The sequence below is a fragment of the Sinisalibacter lacisalsi genome, assembly GCF_014640115.1.
GTDB lineage: Bacteria > Pseudomonadota > Alphaproteobacteria > Rhodobacterales > Rhodobacteraceae > Sinisalibacter > Sinisalibacter lacisalsi.
The window spans coordinates 1-14145 of the sequence record NZ_BMGI01000006.1; the positions used below are offsets into that span (position 1 = coordinate 1).

General features: G+C 69.0%; 12 protein-coding genes and 1 tRNA gene. 8 read left to right on the forward strand and 5 right to left on the reverse strand.

What is annotated here, in order from left to right; translation table 11 throughout:
* Window positions 1–547 precede the first annotated feature (547 nt).
* Window positions 548–637 (reverse strand) — tRNA-Ser (locus IEW01_RS15810).
* A gap of 221 nt (window positions 638–858) precedes the next feature.
* Here IEW01_RS15810 and IEW01_RS15815 point away from each other — a divergent pair.
* The 7 genes from IEW01_RS15815 to IEW01_RS15845 all read left to right on the forward strand — a co-directional run bounded on the left by IEW01_RS15815 (window position 859) and on the right by IEW01_RS15845 (window position 7387).
* Complete coding sequence (locus tag IEW01_RS15815; RefSeq protein ID WP_188529583.1) at window positions 859–1713, forward strand: SPOR domain-containing protein; 855 nt, start codon at window positions 859–861, stop codon at window positions 1711–1713.
* Window positions 1714–1773: 60 nt separating this feature from the next.
* On the forward strand, window positions 1774–2994 hold the full coding sequence (locus IEW01_RS15820) for a D-alanyl-D-alanine carboxypeptidase family protein (protein WP_188529585.1): 1221 nt from the start codon (window positions 1774–1776) through the stop codon (window positions 2992–2994).
* Window positions 2995–2999: 5 nt separating this feature from the next.
* Complete coding sequence (gene tmk / locus IEW01_RS15825; RefSeq protein WP_188529587.1) at window positions 3000–3620, forward strand: dTMP kinase; 621 nt, start codon at window positions 3000–3002, stop codon at window positions 3618–3620.
* A 102-nt stretch (window positions 3621–3722) separates the two neighbouring features.
* Complete coding sequence (locus IEW01_RS15830) at window positions 3723–4859, forward strand: DNA polymerase III subunit delta' (RefSeq protein WP_188529589.1); 1137 nt, start codon at window positions 3723–3725, stop codon at window positions 4857–4859.
* Window positions 4856–5659: a TatD family hydrolase gene (locus IEW01_RS15835; RefSeq protein WP_188529591.1), complete on the forward strand. Its 804-nt coding sequence runs from the start codon at window positions 4856–4858 to the stop codon at window positions 5657–5659. Before IEW01_RS15830 ends, IEW01_RS15835 begins: the two co-directional genes overlap by 4 nt.
* A complete protein-coding gene (locus IEW01_RS15840; RefSeq protein ID WP_188529593.1) occupies window positions 5659–6456 on the forward strand; it encodes an MBL fold metallo-hydrolase in 798 nt (265 codons plus the stop codon). Before IEW01_RS15835 ends, IEW01_RS15840 begins: the two co-directional genes overlap by 1 nt.
* Window position 6457: 1 nt before the next feature.
* A complete protein-coding gene (locus IEW01_RS15845; protein ID WP_188529595.1) occupies window positions 6458–7387 on the forward strand; it encodes an AEC family transporter in 930 nt (309 codons plus the stop codon).
* Window positions 7388–7393: 6 nt separating this feature from the next.
* Here IEW01_RS15845 and IEW01_RS15850 read toward each other — a convergent pair whose 3' ends face one another.
* From IEW01_RS15850 to IEW01_RS15860, 3 genes are read right to left on the reverse strand one after another with little or no spacing between them, the layout of a single operon-like run.
* On the reverse strand, window positions 7394–8185 hold the full coding sequence (locus IEW01_RS15850; protein WP_188529597.1) for a metal ABC transporter permease: 792 nt from the start codon (window positions 8183–8185) through the stop codon (window positions 7394–7396).
* A complete protein-coding gene (locus IEW01_RS15855) occupies window positions 8178–8924 on the reverse strand; it encodes an ATP-binding cassette domain-containing protein (protein ID WP_188529599.1) in 747 nt (248 codons plus the stop codon). Before IEW01_RS15855 ends, IEW01_RS15850 begins: the two co-directional genes overlap by 8 nt.
* A complete protein-coding gene (locus IEW01_RS15860; RefSeq protein ID WP_188529601.1) occupies window positions 8921–9412 on the reverse strand; it encodes a transcriptional repressor in 492 nt (163 codons plus the stop codon). Before IEW01_RS15860 ends, IEW01_RS15855 begins: the two co-directional genes overlap by 4 nt.
* 82 nt (window positions 9413–9494) lie before the next feature.
* Here IEW01_RS15860 and IEW01_RS15865 point away from each other — a divergent pair, with 82 nt between their 5' ends.
* Window positions 9495–10472 (forward strand): zinc ABC transporter substrate-binding protein, encoded by a 978-nt coding sequence (locus IEW01_RS15865; protein ID WP_188529604.1) that lies wholly within the window; start codon window positions 9495–9497, stop codon window positions 10470–10472.
* Between the two features lie 48 nt (window positions 10473–10520).
* Here IEW01_RS15865 and IEW01_RS15870 read toward each other — a convergent pair whose 3' ends face one another.
* On the reverse strand, window positions 10521–14111 hold the full coding sequence (locus tag IEW01_RS15870) for a hydantoinase B/oxoprolinase family protein (protein ID WP_188529606.1): 3591 nt from the start codon (window positions 14109–14111) through the stop codon (window positions 10521–10523).
* Window positions 14112–14145 lie beyond the last annotated feature (34 nt).

A 14145-nucleotide genomic window follows, 5' to 3' on the forward strand; every position in this document is an offset into this window, starting at 1 on the left:
CAAGCACACGAACAACGGCATGCTGTCGCCCGTTGACTTCGAGATCAGACAGCAGAAACTCAACGAGGCAGGTGTCTAGGAAACTAGGGGCACCTCACTACCAGTTTCTTAGCGACCTGATCGGTGCTCAATAAGATGAGCCTGAGAGTTTCCGAACCCGTCCAAGGCTCTGTCACCCGCAGTCCCCTGATTAGGCTTGGGGCTTCCCGAAAGTGGGCATTCCCGCCACACTGACGGGGCATTATCGATCCAGAAGACGCGATCTGAAGCCCAACGCAGGGACAATGGCATCTTGAAACCCGAAATCAGAATGGCCTTCGATCTACGACCGAAAATACCACGAAACATCTTGGAGGCAGCCCAGACCTACGGCCCAAATCGGCCGGGGGGGAGATTTCCATCTCTGCTGAGTTGAAGCGTTGCTTCCATGCTGACAGCCATCTAACCGCCGACCGCCACCTCAACGTCAGAAATGTATCCAGAATTGTATCTCCACGCACTCTAGATCTGGGAAACCATTTAACAACAAAACACTAATCAAAATTAGTGGCGGAGGAGGAGGGATTCGAACCCCCGGAACGCTCTCGCGCTCAACGGTTTTCAAGACCGCCGCATTCGACCACTCTGCCACTCCTCCGGGCCGAAACATGCGATAGCGCGCCGCGCGCGATTCTGAAAGCGTTCAAGTTTCCGGCCCCGCGCCCGGCGCGCCCGTCCGGTTTCGCGCGAAACCGCCCACCGCGCCCGCGAGGCTTTTCATGTCAGCGGCTTGTGGTTATTGTCCCCCCTAAAGCGCGACAAAGCGCAAACGGGGGCCGTGCGGAGGATCTCCGCACAACAAGGGGCATAGGCACAGACATGGCGAGCAGGTTCCAAAAAGGGTTCATTGCGCTGCTCGGCGCGCTCGCGCTGGCGGCATGCGAGGACGGCGAAGGCCCTGCCTTCCTGCAGGGCGGCGGATCGGACGGCGCGCCTGCGGCCAGCGCCACGACCCGAACGGTCGAGCGCGAGGTCGAGGCGCCGGAAGTGTTCCAGGTGACCGACACGGGGTTGTGGGACGGGCGCCCCTCGCTCGGCGGCGTCTGGGTGGCCCACCCGGATGTGAAGGATCCCGAGCGGGTGATCATCCGCAACGATGAGAACAACACCTTCGTGATCGGCGTGGTCTATCGCCCCGAACGGCAGACGCCGGGGCCGAAGATCCAGGTGTCGTCCGACGCGGCCGAGGCGCTCGAGATGCTTGCCGGCAAACCGGCGCGGCTGAATGTCACCGCGCTGCGCCGCGAGGCAGTGCCGGAGGACGGCCCGGCGGACCCCGACGCCGAAACCGGTACGCTCACCGCCGCCCCCGCCGTAGCCGCGACCACGCTCGACGATCCGATCCTCGCTGCCACCGCCGCGCTCGATGCCGCCGAGGGCAAACCCGCGGCGACCGCCGCGCCGGCCCCGTCGCGGCCTGCCGCCGCCAGCAGCGGCGGGCTCGACAAACCCTTCATCCAGATCGGGATCTTCTCGGTTCAGGGCAACGCCGACAACACCGCCGAGGCCCTGCGCCGCGCCGGCATGGTGCCGACGATCAAGCCGGGCAAGATGAACGGCAAGGATTTCTGGCGCGTGATCGTCGGTCCGTCGGGAAGCACCGCCGAGCGCGCCGCGCTGTTGAAGAAGATCAAGGACCTCGGCTTCAACGACGCTTATTACGTCACCAACTGATCCGGCCGCGCGCCCCGCTCCGCCCGGCCGGAACCAGACAAGCAAAGGACCGACCCGCCCATGCCAAGCTGCCGCGTGTTCGCCACCCTGCTCGCCGTGCTACTGCTTGCCGCTCTGCCCGCGCGCGCTTTCGAAACCGGCGCCACGGGCGCGATCGTCTACGATGTCACCACCGACACGATCCTCCTCGACAAGAACGCCGACGTGCCGCTCCCACCGGCCTCGATGTCGAAGTTGATGACGGTCAACATGCTGTTCGAGGCGCTGCGCGATGGCCGGGTGACGATGGACACGCGCTTCGGCGTCTCCGCCCGGGCGCAGGCGATGGGCGGCTCGACGATGTTTCTCAACACCTCCGACCGGCCCACGGTGGAGGAGCTGATCAAGGGCATCGTGGTCAATTCCGGCAACGATGCCTGCGTTGTGGTCGCCGAGGGGCTCGCGGGCACCGAGGAAGCCTTCGCGGCGATGATGACGGAGCGGGCCCGGGCGCTGGGGATGACGAATTCCAGCTTCGCGAACGCCTCGGGCTGGCCCGATCCCCGCCAACGCATGTCGATGCGCGATCTCGCCATCATCGCCACGCGGCTGATCACCGAGTTTCCCGAGTATTATCCCTATTTCGCGATGACCGAATACCCGTTCGACGGCCGCGCCCCCGACAACCGGTTCAACCGCAACCCGCTGCTGAATCTCGGCATCGGCGCCGATGGCCTGAAGACCGGCCACACCTCGGAGGCGGGTTACGGGCTGGTCGGATCGGCGCTGCAAGGCCAGCGGCGCATCGTCTTCGCGATCACCGGGCTCGACAGCGAGCAGGCCCGCGCCAGCGAGGCGGAAGGCATCGTCAACTGGGCGTTCCGGCAATTCGCGATGAAAAACCCGGCGCGCGCCGGCGATCGGGTGGCGGAGGTGCCGGTGTTTCTCGGGGCGGAAGAGACGGTGGGGCTGGTGCCGCAGACCGACCTGGAATTCCTGATGCCGGTGACCGCGAACAGCGCGCTCAGCGCCGAGATCACCTGGACCGCGCCGCTGCAGGCCCCGATCAGCAAGGGCGACGTGGTGGCGCAGATGAAGATCGAGCGTCCCGGGCTCGCGCCGATCGAGGTGCCGCTCCTCGCCGAGAACAGCGTGGCGAAGGCGGGCTTCCTGCCCCGGTTCAAGGCGGCGGCCGGAAAGGCACTGGCGCTGGCACAGGAGATGACGACGGGCGCCCCCCCGGCCCCGTCGCCGGCCCCCGCCCCGGCGGACGAAACGCCCGGCAACGCGCTGACCAACTGACGCGGATGGCGGGACTGTTCATCACCTTCGAGGGCATCGACGGCTCGGGCAAGTCGACCCAGGCCCGGATGCTGGCCGAGGCGCTCGGCGAAGCGGGCCACGCGGTGCGCTCGACGCGCGAGCCCGGCGGCAGCCCCGGCGCCGAGGAAATCCGCCGCCTGGTGCTCGAAGGCGACCCCGACCGCTGGTCGGCCGAAACCGAGATCCTGCTGTTCACCGCCGCCCGGCGCGATCACCTCGAGCGGGTGATCGAACCGGCGCTGGCCGCGGACGAAGTGGTGGTCTGCGACCGTTTCGCCGATTCCACCCGGATGTATCAGGGTTTGCGCGGCCCGGGCCTGCGCGACGCCGTAGACGCGCTGCACCGGCTGATGATCCGCCGCGAGCCAGATCTCACCTTCATCATCGACATGGACCCTGCCAAGGGACACGCCCGGGCCAAGGGCCGGGGCGGGCACGAGGAACGGTTCGAGGATTTCGGCGCCGGGCTTCAGGAACAGATGCGCGCAGGCTTCCTCGCGCTGGCGGAGGAATTCCCCGACCGTTGCGTGGTGGTGGACGGCGACCGGGCCGAGGGCGACGTGGCCGCCGATGTGACCCGGATCGCGCTGGAGCGCCTGGCATGAGCCGGGCCGTTTTCCGCAACGGAAAACGATCCGGTTTTCGCCGCGAAAACCGTTGCGAATTCCGCCACGGAATTCGCCCCCCCGCCGCGACGGTGCGCCGCCATGGCTGAGCCCGACGACCTTCCCGAACCCGACCGGATCGAGGGTGCCCCGCATCCGCGCGAGACCGGGCAACTCGTCGGACATGCCGCCGCCGAGGCCGCGTTCCTCGATGCCTACAATGCCGGGCGTCTGCACCACGCCTGGCTGATCACCGGCCCACGCGGGGTGGGCAAGGCGACGCTGGCATGGAAGATCGCCCGCTTCCTGCGCGCCGCACCTGCGCCGGGCGAGGTCGGCCTGTTCGGCGAAGCCCCCACCCCCGCCACGCTGGAGATCGCCGCCGACCACCCCGTCGCCCGCCGCAGTCGGGCGCTGGCGGAGCCGGGGATCTTCCTCTTGCGCCGGGGGCCGCGCGACAAGCCCAACGACGACAAGATCGCGGCGGAAATCCTGGTGAAGGAAGTGCGCCGCATGCGGGCGTTTTTCGACCTGTCGGTGATCGACGGCGGCCGGCGCGTGGTGATCGTCGATGCCGCCGACGAGATGAACCCGCAGGCGGCCAACGCGCTGTTGAAAAGCCTCGAGGAGCCGCCCTCGGGCACCGTTTTCCTCCTCGTCTCGCACCAGCCTTCGCGCCTCCTGCCCACGATCCGTTCGCGCTGCCGCGCGCTGCGGCTCGATCCGCTCGCCGCGCCCGATCTCGCCCGTGCGCTCGAAGGCGCCGGCCTGGACGGGGTGGAGAATACCGAGGCCTTGGGCGAACTGGCCGGCGGTTCGGTGGGCGAGGCCCTGCAACTCTTTCACCAGGGCGGGCTGGAAGCCTATCGCGAGATCGTCGCCACCTTCGCCAATGCCCCGCGCTACGACCGGCTGCGCGCCATCGCGCTCGCCAATTCCGCCACCGGCGCGGCCAATGCCACGCGTTTCGATCTGGTGTTGCGGCTGTTCGCGCTGTTTCTCGCCCGGCTCGCGCGGGCCGGCGCGGGCCACCTGCCGGCCTTCGAGGCCGCACCCGGCGAGGCCGCCCTGCTCGGCCGCCTCGCACCCGACGCTCGCGCCGGGCGGGTCTGGGCCGGGCTTCAGCAGGAGTTGACCGCGCGCGCCGCACACGGAAGGGCGGTCAACCTTGACCCTGCGGCGGTGATCCTCGATATGGTCTTCAGGATCAACGAAGCAGCAGAAGCCCGCGTCGCATGACTACCCCCCGGATCACCGACAGCCATTGCCACCTCGACTTTCCCGATTTCGAGGGCGAGCGCGAAGCGATCGTGGCGCGCGCCGCCGAGGCGGGCGTGGCGCGGATGGTGACGATCGCCACCCGGCTGCGCAACGTGCCCGCCGTGCAGGCGATCGCCGAGGCGCACGCGCCGGTGTTCTTCGCCGCCGGCACCCACCCGATGAGCGCCGCCGAGGAGCCGATGGCGACGGTGGAGGATCTGGTGCGGCTCGCCGCGCACCCGAAGTTCGTCGGCCTGGGCGAAACCGGGCTCGATTATCACTACACCGCCGAGAGCGCCGAGGTGCAACAGGAGAGCCTGCGCATCCACATCGAGGCGGCGCGGCAAACCGGGCTGCCGCTGATCATCCACGCCCGCGACGCCGACGACGACATGGCGCGCATCCTCGCCGAGGAACACCGCGCCGGGGCCTATTCCTGCGTGATGCACTGCTTCTCGTCGGGCCGCGCGCTGGCCGAAGCGGCGCTCGATCTAGGCTTCTACCTTTCGATGTCGGGGATCGCGGCTTTCCCGAAGTCCGGCGCGCTGCGCGAGATCTTCGCGGCCGCCCCGGTCGATCGCATCCTCGTCGAGACCGACAGCCCCTATCTCGCACCCCCGCCGCATCGCGGCAAGCGCAACGAACCCGCCTTCACCGCCCATACCGCCCGGGTGGGCGCGGAGGTGTTCGGCATGGATTACGGCGATTTCGCGGCCCGGACGGAGGCGAATTTCGACCGGCTGTTCTGGAAGGTGCCCGCCTACGAGGCCGCCGCCTGATGGCGCGGCTGAGCTTCACCATCCTCGGCTGCGGCTCCTCCGGCGGCGTGCCGCGCATCGGTGGCGATTGGGGCGATTGCGACCCGGCGAACCCGAAGAACGCCCGCCGCCGCTGCTCGCTGCTGGTCACCCGCGAAACCGACGCGGGCGCCACCCGCGTGCTGATCGACAGCTCGCCCGACCTGCGCGTGCAGCTGCTCGACGCGGGCGTGGCCGAGCTCGACGCGGTGGTCTACACCCATTCCCACGCCGATCATGTCCACGGGCTCGACGATCTGCGCCAGGTGGTGTTCAACACCAAGCGCCGCCTGCCGGTCTGGGCCGATGGCGCCACGCAGGACGCGCTGCTCTCGCGCTTCGGCTATGCCTTCGTGCAGCCCGAGGGCTCGTCCTACCCGCCGATCCTTGATCTGCACACGATCCGCGGGCCGCTCGAGATCGACGGCGTGGGGGGCACGATCACGCTCAAGCCCTTCGAGGTGGAGCATGGCAGCATCGACTCGCTGGGCTTCCGGATCGAGGATCTGGCCTACCTGCCCGATGTGTCCGAGATCAAACCCGACTGCTGGCCGCTGCTCGAAGGGCTCGACTGCTTCGTCATCGACGCGCTGCGCCGGACCCCGCACCCGACCCATGCGCATCTTGCCAAGGCGCTGGAGTGGCTTGAAAAATCAGGTGCGAAGCGGGGTGTGCTCACGAATATGCACATTGATCTCGATTACGACACCGTGGCGGCTGAAACGCCCGACCACATCACCCCGGCGCATGACGGGCTGACGATCTCCTACGACCTCTGACATGTCGGTTCTGATCGAGGTCATCCTGCCGGTGTTCCTGGTGATCGGCTTCGGCTTCGGCGCGCGCCGCTTTCTCGGCGCGTCGGACGCCCTGTTCGAGGGCGCGATGGGCTTCGCGACGGGTTTCGCCTTCCCGGTGCTGCTGTTTCGCGGCATCTCGCGGCTCAACCTCGGCGAAACCTTCGATCCCTTCATGCTCACCGCCTTCTATACCGGCGTCGTGGCGGGGTTTTTCGCGGGCCTCCTCGGGGCGCGGCTGATCTTCCGCAGGCCCTGGCCCGACAGCGTGGCGGTGGCCTTCGCGGCGGCCTTTTCCAACGGCGGGCTTCTTGGCCTGCCGATCACCGAACGCGCCTATGGCAGCGAGGCGCTGGCCTACAACTTCGCGATCATCGCCTTCCACGCCCCCTTCGTCTACCTGATCTCGACCACGGCGATGGAGATCGTGCGCGCGGGTGGCCGCAGCCTCGCCGCCACCGTCGCGCAGGTGGGCCGCTCGATGAGCCGCAACCCGATGCTGATCGGGATCGCGCTCGGCGCGCTGTGGAACGTCTCGGGCCTGGCCATGCCGGGGGCTTTGGCCAGCGCCGTCGACCTCGTGGCCGGCGCGGCGATCCCAACCGCGCTGTTCGCGCTCGGCGGCATCCTCGCCGCCTACAAGCCCGAGGGGGACATGCGGCTGGTGATCTGGGTCACAGGCGTGTCGCTGCTCCTGCATCCGGCGATCACCTGGGGCCTCGGCCACGCCTTCGCGATCTCCGAGGGGGCGATCCGCTCCTCGGTGCTGATGGCGGCGATGGCGCCGGGGGTGAACGCCTATGTCTTCGCCTCGATGTATGGCGTCGCCAAGCGGGTGACCGCCACGGCGGTGCTGGTCGGCACGGCGGCGTCGATCCTCACCGCCTGGGGCTGGCTCACCGTGCTGGGCTGAAGCCGCTCACCGGCCGCGCAGACGCCCCAAAAGGGCGGTGACGAGGAAGAACGCGGCGGCGGCGGTGACGATGCTTGGGCCCGCCGGCGTGTCGAATTGCCAGGAGGCGCCGAGGCCCGCCAGCGCCGAGGCCGCGCCGATCCCAATGGCCCCCACCGCCATGCCCTCGGGGGTGCGCGCAAGGCCGCGCGCAGCGGCGGCGGGGATGATCAGCATCGCCGCGATCAGCAACGCCCCCACCACCTTCAGCGCCACCGCCACCACCACCGCGAGCGCCAGCGTCAGCACCAGCCCCTCGCGGTCGGGGTCGATCCCCGAGGCCGCCGCCAACTCGCGCGAAAGCGTCGCGGTGAGCAACCGCGACCAGCGCCAGACGATCAGCGCCACGACAAGCAGCGCGCCGCCCCAGATCACCGCCAGGTCGGACTTGCCCACGGCGAGGATATCGCCGAACAGGAAGGCCGAGAGATCGACCCGCACCGCCGGCACGAAGGAGATCGCCACCAGCCCGAGCGCCAGCGCGGAATGGGCGAGCACGCCCAACGTAGAATCCATCGCGTGACCGCGCGCGGCAAGCCAGCTCACCGTGGCCGCCATCGCCAGCGCGACGATGAGCGTGCCCAGCGTGACCGGCATCGACAGGATCAGTGCCAGCGCCACGCCAAGGATCGCCGCATGGGCGGTGGCATCGCCGAAATAGGCCATCCGCCGCCAGATCACGAAACTGCCGAGCGGCCCCGCCGCCAGCGCCACGCCCACCCCGGCGATCGCCGCGCGCACCAGAAAATCGTCAAGCATGGCCGCCTCCGTGGTCGTGGCCGGTGACAGGATCATGGCTGTGATCGTGATCGTGCTGGTAGAGCGCGAGCGCGCCGTGGGTGCCGTGGCCGAACAGCGCCCGGTATTCCGGCGCGTCGCGCACCACCTTCGGCGTGCCCTGGCAACAGATGTGGTGATTGAGGCAGACCACCCGGTCGGAGGCGCTCATCACCACGTGCAGATCGTGGCTGACCATGAAAACCCCAACGCCGGTTTCCCGCCGCACGGTTTCGAGCAATTCGTAGAAGGCCGCCTCGCCGGGCTGGTCGAGCCCCTGGGTGGGTTCGTCGAGCACGAGGATCTGCGGGTCGGTGAGCAGCGCGCGCGCCAGCAACACCCGCTGGAACTGCCCGCCAGAGAGCGCCGTCATCTGCTGCGCCTCCAGCCCCGGCACGCCCGCCCGGGTCAGTGCCGCCGACACCTTGTCGTCCGGCTGGCGCTTGGGCAGCGACAGGAAGCGCGCCACCGTCATCGGCAGGTTGGCGTCGATGTGCAGGCGCTGCGGCACGTAGCCGATGCGCAGCCCCTTCGCCCGGATCACCCGCCCCCGGTCGGGCGCGATCACCCCGAGCAGCACCTTCACCAGCGTCGATTTGCCCGAGCCATTGGGGCCGACGAGGGTGACGATCTCGCCCGGTTCGATGGCGACGCTCACGCCGTCGAGCACCTTCACCCCCCCGTAGGAAACCTGCAGGTCTTGTGCCGAGATCAGGCTCATGGCCGCGCCTCCCGGCAGCCGGGGCACATTCCCAGCGCCTCGACATTCGCACGCTCGACGCTGAAACCGATGCCTGCCGCAGCCGTTTCCAGTTCCGCGCGCACGTTCTTGCCCGGCGCCTCGGCCACCGCGCCGCAGCCGTCGCAGATCAGGAACACCGGCGCATGGGCATCGCCCGGGTGGGTGCAGGCGGTGAAGGCATTGAGCCGCCGGATGCGGTGCGCAAACCCCTGTTCAACAAGGAAATCGAGCGCCCGGTAGGCCACCGGCGGCTGATGGCCGAAGCCCTCGGCGGCAAGCCGTTCGAGCACGTCATAGGCGCCCAGCGCGCGATGTTCCTCGAGCAGGATTTCCAGCACCCGGCGGCGCACCGGCGTCAACCGCGCGCCCGATGCCGCGCAAAGCTTCTCGGCCTGCGCCATCGCCTCGCTGGTGCAGCGGTTGTGATCGTGCGGCGCGAAGGCACGGGCGGGATCGGGAGAAGACATGGCGCTTGCGGTTCCTGTTTTGTGATGTTATCACTTTGCATTGTGATAATATAACATTACCCAACTCCACGCAAGGTGCCCCATGTTCCGTCTCTCCGCAATCCTTTCCCTCGTCGCCCTGCCCGCCTTCGCCGAGGCGCCGAAGGTGGTGGTCGACATCGCCCCGGTACACGCCCTCGTCTCGCAGGTGATGGCGGGCGTCGGCGTGCCCGATCTCCTGCTCGACCAGGACACCAACCCCCATTCGGTGCAACTGCGCCCCAGCCAGGCGCGGATGCTGTCGGACGCCGACCTCGTGGTCTGGGTCGGGCCGGGCCTGAGCCCCTGGCTCGAACGCGCGCTCGAGGGCCTCGACGTGACCGACCAGATCGTGCTGATGGACCATCCGGCGACGACGCTGCGCCCCTTCGTGCGCCCGAACCCGGCCGAGGATGAACACGGCCACGAAGATGGCGACCACAACGCGCAGGATGACCACGGGCACGACGAGCACGGTGCGGAGGAACACGATGAGCCCGCCCATGACGATCACGACCACGGCGATTACGATCCGCACCTGTGGACCTCGATCGACAACGCCCGCGCCTGGCTGCCCGCCTTCGCCGAAGACCTCGCGGCGCGCGACCCAGAGAACGCCGCCACCTACCGCGCCAATGCCGAAAGCGGCGTGGCGGGGCTGGACGACCTCGCCGCCCGGATCGAGGCGCGTCTCGCCCCCCACCAAGGCACGGAGATCGTGACCTTCCACGCGTCTTGGGGCTATTTCGCCGACCGTTTCGGCATCGAGATCGCCGGCACCGTGCGCCCCGGCGACGCCTCCACCCCCTCGGCCGCCGCGCTCGCCGAGTTGCGCGACATCATCGCCGATCACGGGGTGAAATGCGCCTTCGCCGAACCGGCCTTCGACCCGGCGCTGCTCGAAGCGATCTCGGGTGAAACCGGCCTGCGCATCGGCGTGCTCGACCCGACCGGCACGCTTCAGGAAATCGGCCCCGGTCACTACGAAACCACCCTGATGGCCGCTGCAGGCTCGATTGCCGACTGCCTCGAATCGGAGTGATCCAAACCCGAGACCAATCCCCGCGCCGCGCCAAGAGGCGCGGGGCGGTCACGCCTTGCGCGACCAGTCCCAGCCGCCGCCGCCCGGGGTGCGGATCTCGAACACCCCGCCCACCGGCAAGGCCACCTCGGCGTTTCCGGCGAGAACCTCGCGCCGCCCGTCCGGCCATTCGGCGATGTTCTCGCCCAGCGCCCCCGGTGCACCGCCTTGGCCCCCAAAGGGCGGCACCACGCGCGAGAGCGACAGGGTGGTGACGGTCACCGGTTCGAGGAAGCGCAGCCGCCGCACCATGCCGTCACCGCCATGCCAACGCCCTGCCCCACCCGAGCCGCGCCGGATCGACATTTCCTCCAGCCGCACCGGGAACCGCTTCTCCAGCACCTCCGGGTCGGTCATCCGGGTGTTGGTCATGTGGCTCTGCACCGCGTCGGCGCCATCGAACCCGGGGCCCGCACCACTGCCGCCGCCGATGGTCTCGTAGTTCTGGAAAGCATCGTTGCCCCAGATGAAATTGTTCATCGTGCCCTGGCTCGCGGCCATCGCGCCGAGTGCCCCCATCAGCGCGTTGCACAGCGCCTGGCTCACCTCGGTGTTGCCCGCGATCACCGCCGCCGGCGGCACGGGGTTCAGCATCGAGCCTTCTGGCACGATGATCTCGATCGGTTTCAGGCAGCCCTCGTTGAGCGGGATCTCCGTGCCCACCAATGTTCGAAAAACATAAAGAACCACCGCGCGAGAGATCGAAAGCGGGGCGTTATAGTTGCCTTTGTGCTGTTTTGACGTTCCGCTGAAATCCACCGTCGCAGCCCGCGCCACGCGGTCGACGGTTATCTTCACGCAGATCTGCGCGCCGTGGTCGAGCAGCAGGGTGAATTGCCCATCCACCAGCTTGTCGATCACCCGGCGCACGCTTTCCTCGGCGTTGTCCTGCACGTGCCCCATGTAGGCGCGCACCACGTCGAGCCCGTAACGTGACACCACGCCCAGCAATTCGCGCCGCCCGGTCTCGTTCGCCGCTACCTGCGCCTTGAGATCGGCGATGTTCTGGTCCGGCTGGCGCGCGGGCCAGCGCCCCGAGGCGAGCACCGCGCGCGCTTCGGCGTCGAGAAAACGGCCGCCATCGACGAGCTGCACGTTGTCGATCAGCACCCCCTCCTCCTCGATCCGCGTCGAATCGGGCGGGCCGGACCCCGGCGTGCGCCCGCCGATATCGGCATGGTGCCCGCGCGAGCCGAGCCAGAAGGCGATCTCATCGCCAATGAAGACCGGGGTCACGACAGTCACGTCCGGCAGGTGCGTGCCGCCGTTGTAAGGCGAATTGAGCATGTAGGCGTCGCCCCGTTTCAGCCGCCCCTCGGTTTCACGCATCACCGTGCGGATGCTTTCGGCCATCGAGCCGAGGTGCACCGGCACATGCGGCGCGTTCGCTACCAGATCGCCCGCCTGATCGAAGATCGCGCAGGAAAAATCGAGCCGTTCCTTGATGTTGACGCTCCACGAGGTATTGGCGAGCGTCGCGCCCATCTGGTCGGCCACCGACATGAACAGGTTGTTGAACACCTCGAGCAGCACCGGGTCGGCCTCGGTGCCCGCCGCCAGCGCGCGGGCCATCGGCACGGCGCGCTCCAAGATCAGGTTGCCGGCCGCGTCCACCCGCGCCGCCCAGCCCGGCTCGACCACGTTGGTGCCGGTGGCCTCCGACACGATCGCCGGGCCACGCACCCGCGCGCCCTCGGGCAGCCGGGCGCGATCATGGAGCGGCACGTCGCACCAGCCGTCGAACCAGGCCCGCACCTCGGCCACCGGCGCGCCATCGCCCGAAGGCGCGCGCGCCTCCGCTGCGGCCCCGGTCTCGCCCACCGCCTCGACCGCCAGCATCTCGAACACCACGCCGCGCTCGGGCGAGGCGAAACCGAAGCGTGCCCGGTGCGCCTCTTCGAAGTCCTCCCGCATCGCCCCGGCGCTGGCGAAGTCCACGTCGAGCGGCTGGTGCGAGCCCTCGTAGCGCAGGAACGCCCGCCGCACGAGCCGCACATTGCTTATCCCCTGCGCCCGCACCTCCGCCTCGGCCTCCGCCGCCGGCGCCTCCAGCCGCGCGCCGGCGGCATCCACGTCGGCCAGCGGCGCGTCAAACTGCGCCTCGCGCAAGGCGCGGATGTCGGCCAGCCCCATGCCATAGGCCGAGAGCACGCCCGCCTGCGGGTGCAGAAACACCCGCTCCATCCCCAGCGCATCGGCCACCCGGGCGGCATGTTGCCCGCCCGCGCCGCCGAAGCATTGCAGCGTGTAGCCGGTCACGTCATGGCCGCGCTCGACGCTGATCTTCTTGATCGCGGCCGCCATGTTGTCGACGGCGATCCGCAGGAACCCTTCCGCCACCTCCTCCGGCGCCATCTCGGGCTGGCCGGTGGCCTCGGCAATCTCGCGCGCCATCGCCGCGAAGCCTGTGCGCACCGCCTCGGCATCGAGCGGCGCGTTCGCTTCGGGGCCGAAGACGGCGGGAAAGTGCTCCGGCTGCAAGCGGCCCAGCATCACATTGCAATCGGTCACCGTGAGCGGCCCGCCGTTGCAATAGGCCGCCGGCCCCGGGTCGGCCCCCGCGCTCTCCGGGCCAACCTGGAACCGGCCATCGCGGAAGCTCAGGATCGAACCGCCCCCGGCGGCGATGGTATGGATATCCATCATCGGCGCGCGCATCCGCACGCCCGCCACCTCCGTCTCGAAACTGCGCTCATAGGCCCCGGCGTAATGGCTCACATCCGTCGACGTGCCGCCCATGTCGAAGCCGATCAGCCGGTCGAACCCGGCCGCCTCGGCGGTGCGCACCATGCCGACGATCCCGCCGGCAGGCCCCGAGAGGATCGCGTCCTTGCCCTGAAAACGATGCGCATCGGTCAGCCCGCCGTTCGACTGCATGAAATAGAGCCCGCCGGTGGCGCGCCCGAGATCGAGCGCCGCCTCCACGCGGGCGAAGTAGCGGCGCAGGATCGGCGAGAGATAGGCATCGACCACGGTGGTGTCGCCCCGGCTCACCAGCTTGGCCAGCCGCGACACCTCGTGGCTGGTGCTCACCTGGGAAAACCCCGCCGCCCGGGCGAGATCGGCGGCGCGCAACTCGTGCACCGGGTTCGCATGGCCGTGCAGAAAGGCGATGGCCACCGCCGCGACGCCCTCTGCGCGCGCTTCCGCCAGAGCCGGCGTCAGCGCCGCCTCGTCGAGCGCCGCGATCACCCCGCCGTCCGCATCGAGCCGCTCATCCGCCTCCACCACGCTCTCATAGAGCAGATCGGGCCGCCGGATCGCGAGATCGAACAGCCGGGGGCGGGCCTGGTAGCCGATCCGCAACAGGTCGCCGAACCCCTTCGTGATCACCAGCAGGGTGCGCTCGCCCTTGCGTTCGAGCAGCGCGTTGGTGGCCACCGTGGTGCCCATCTTCACCGCCCGGATCGCGCCATCGGGGATCGGCGCGTCACCTGTAAGCCCGAGACAGCGGCGAATGCCCTCGACGGCAGCGTCATCGTAGTGCCCGGGGTTTTCCGACAGCAGCTTCAGCGTCTCGATCGCGCCATCGGGGCGCCGCGCCACCACGTCGGTGAAGGTGCCGCCCCGGTCGATCCAGAATTCCCACTGCCCGGTCATGCCCGTCTCCCGCTGATGCGGCGCCAAGCTTTGC

Bases quoted from the DNA above. Each gene is read 5' to 3' on its own strand.
- IEW01_RS15815 (WP_188529583.1), top strand. From the start codon at position 859: ATGGCGAGCAGGTTCCAAAAAGGGTTCATTGCGCTGCTCGGCGCGCTC.
- IEW01_RS15820 (WP_188529585.1), top strand. From the start codon at position 1,774: ATGCCAAGCTGCCGCGTGTTCGCCACCCTGCTCGCCGTGCTACTGCTT.
- tmk (WP_188529587.1), top strand. From the start codon at position 3,000: ATGGCGGGACTGTTCATCACCTTCGAGGGCATCGACGGCTCGGGCAAG.
- IEW01_RS15830 (WP_188529589.1), top strand. From the start codon at position 3,723: ATGGCTGAGCCCGACGACCTTCCCGAACCCGACCGGATCGAGGGTGCC.
- IEW01_RS15835 (WP_188529591.1), top strand. From the start codon at position 4,856: ATGACTACCCCCCGGATCACCGACAGCCATTGCCACCTCGACTTTCCC.
- IEW01_RS15840 (WP_188529593.1), top strand. From the start codon at position 5,659: ATGGCGCGGCTGAGCTTCACCATCCTCGGCTGCGGCTCCTCCGGCGGC.
- IEW01_RS15845 (WP_188529595.1), top strand. From the start codon at position 6,458: ATGTCGGTTCTGATCGAGGTCATCCTGCCGGTGTTCCTGGTGATCGGC.
- IEW01_RS15850 (WP_188529597.1), bottom strand. From the start codon at position 8,185: ATGCTTGACGATTTTCTGGTGCGCGCGGCGATCGCCGGGGTGGGCGTG.
- IEW01_RS15855 (WP_188529599.1), bottom strand. From the start codon at position 8,924: ATGAGCCTGATCTCGGCACAAGACCTGCAGGTTTCCTACGGGGGGGTG.
- IEW01_RS15860 (WP_188529601.1), bottom strand. From the start codon at position 9,412: ATGTCTTCTCCCGATCCCGCCCGTGCCTTCGCGCCGCACGATCACAAC.
- IEW01_RS15865 (WP_188529604.1), top strand. From the start codon at position 9,495: ATGTTCCGTCTCTCCGCAATCCTTTCCCTCGTCGCCCTGCCCGCCTTC.
- IEW01_RS15870 (WP_188529606.1), bottom strand. From the start codon at position 14,111: ATGACCGGGCAGTGGGAATTCTGGATCGACCGGGGCGGCACCTTCACC.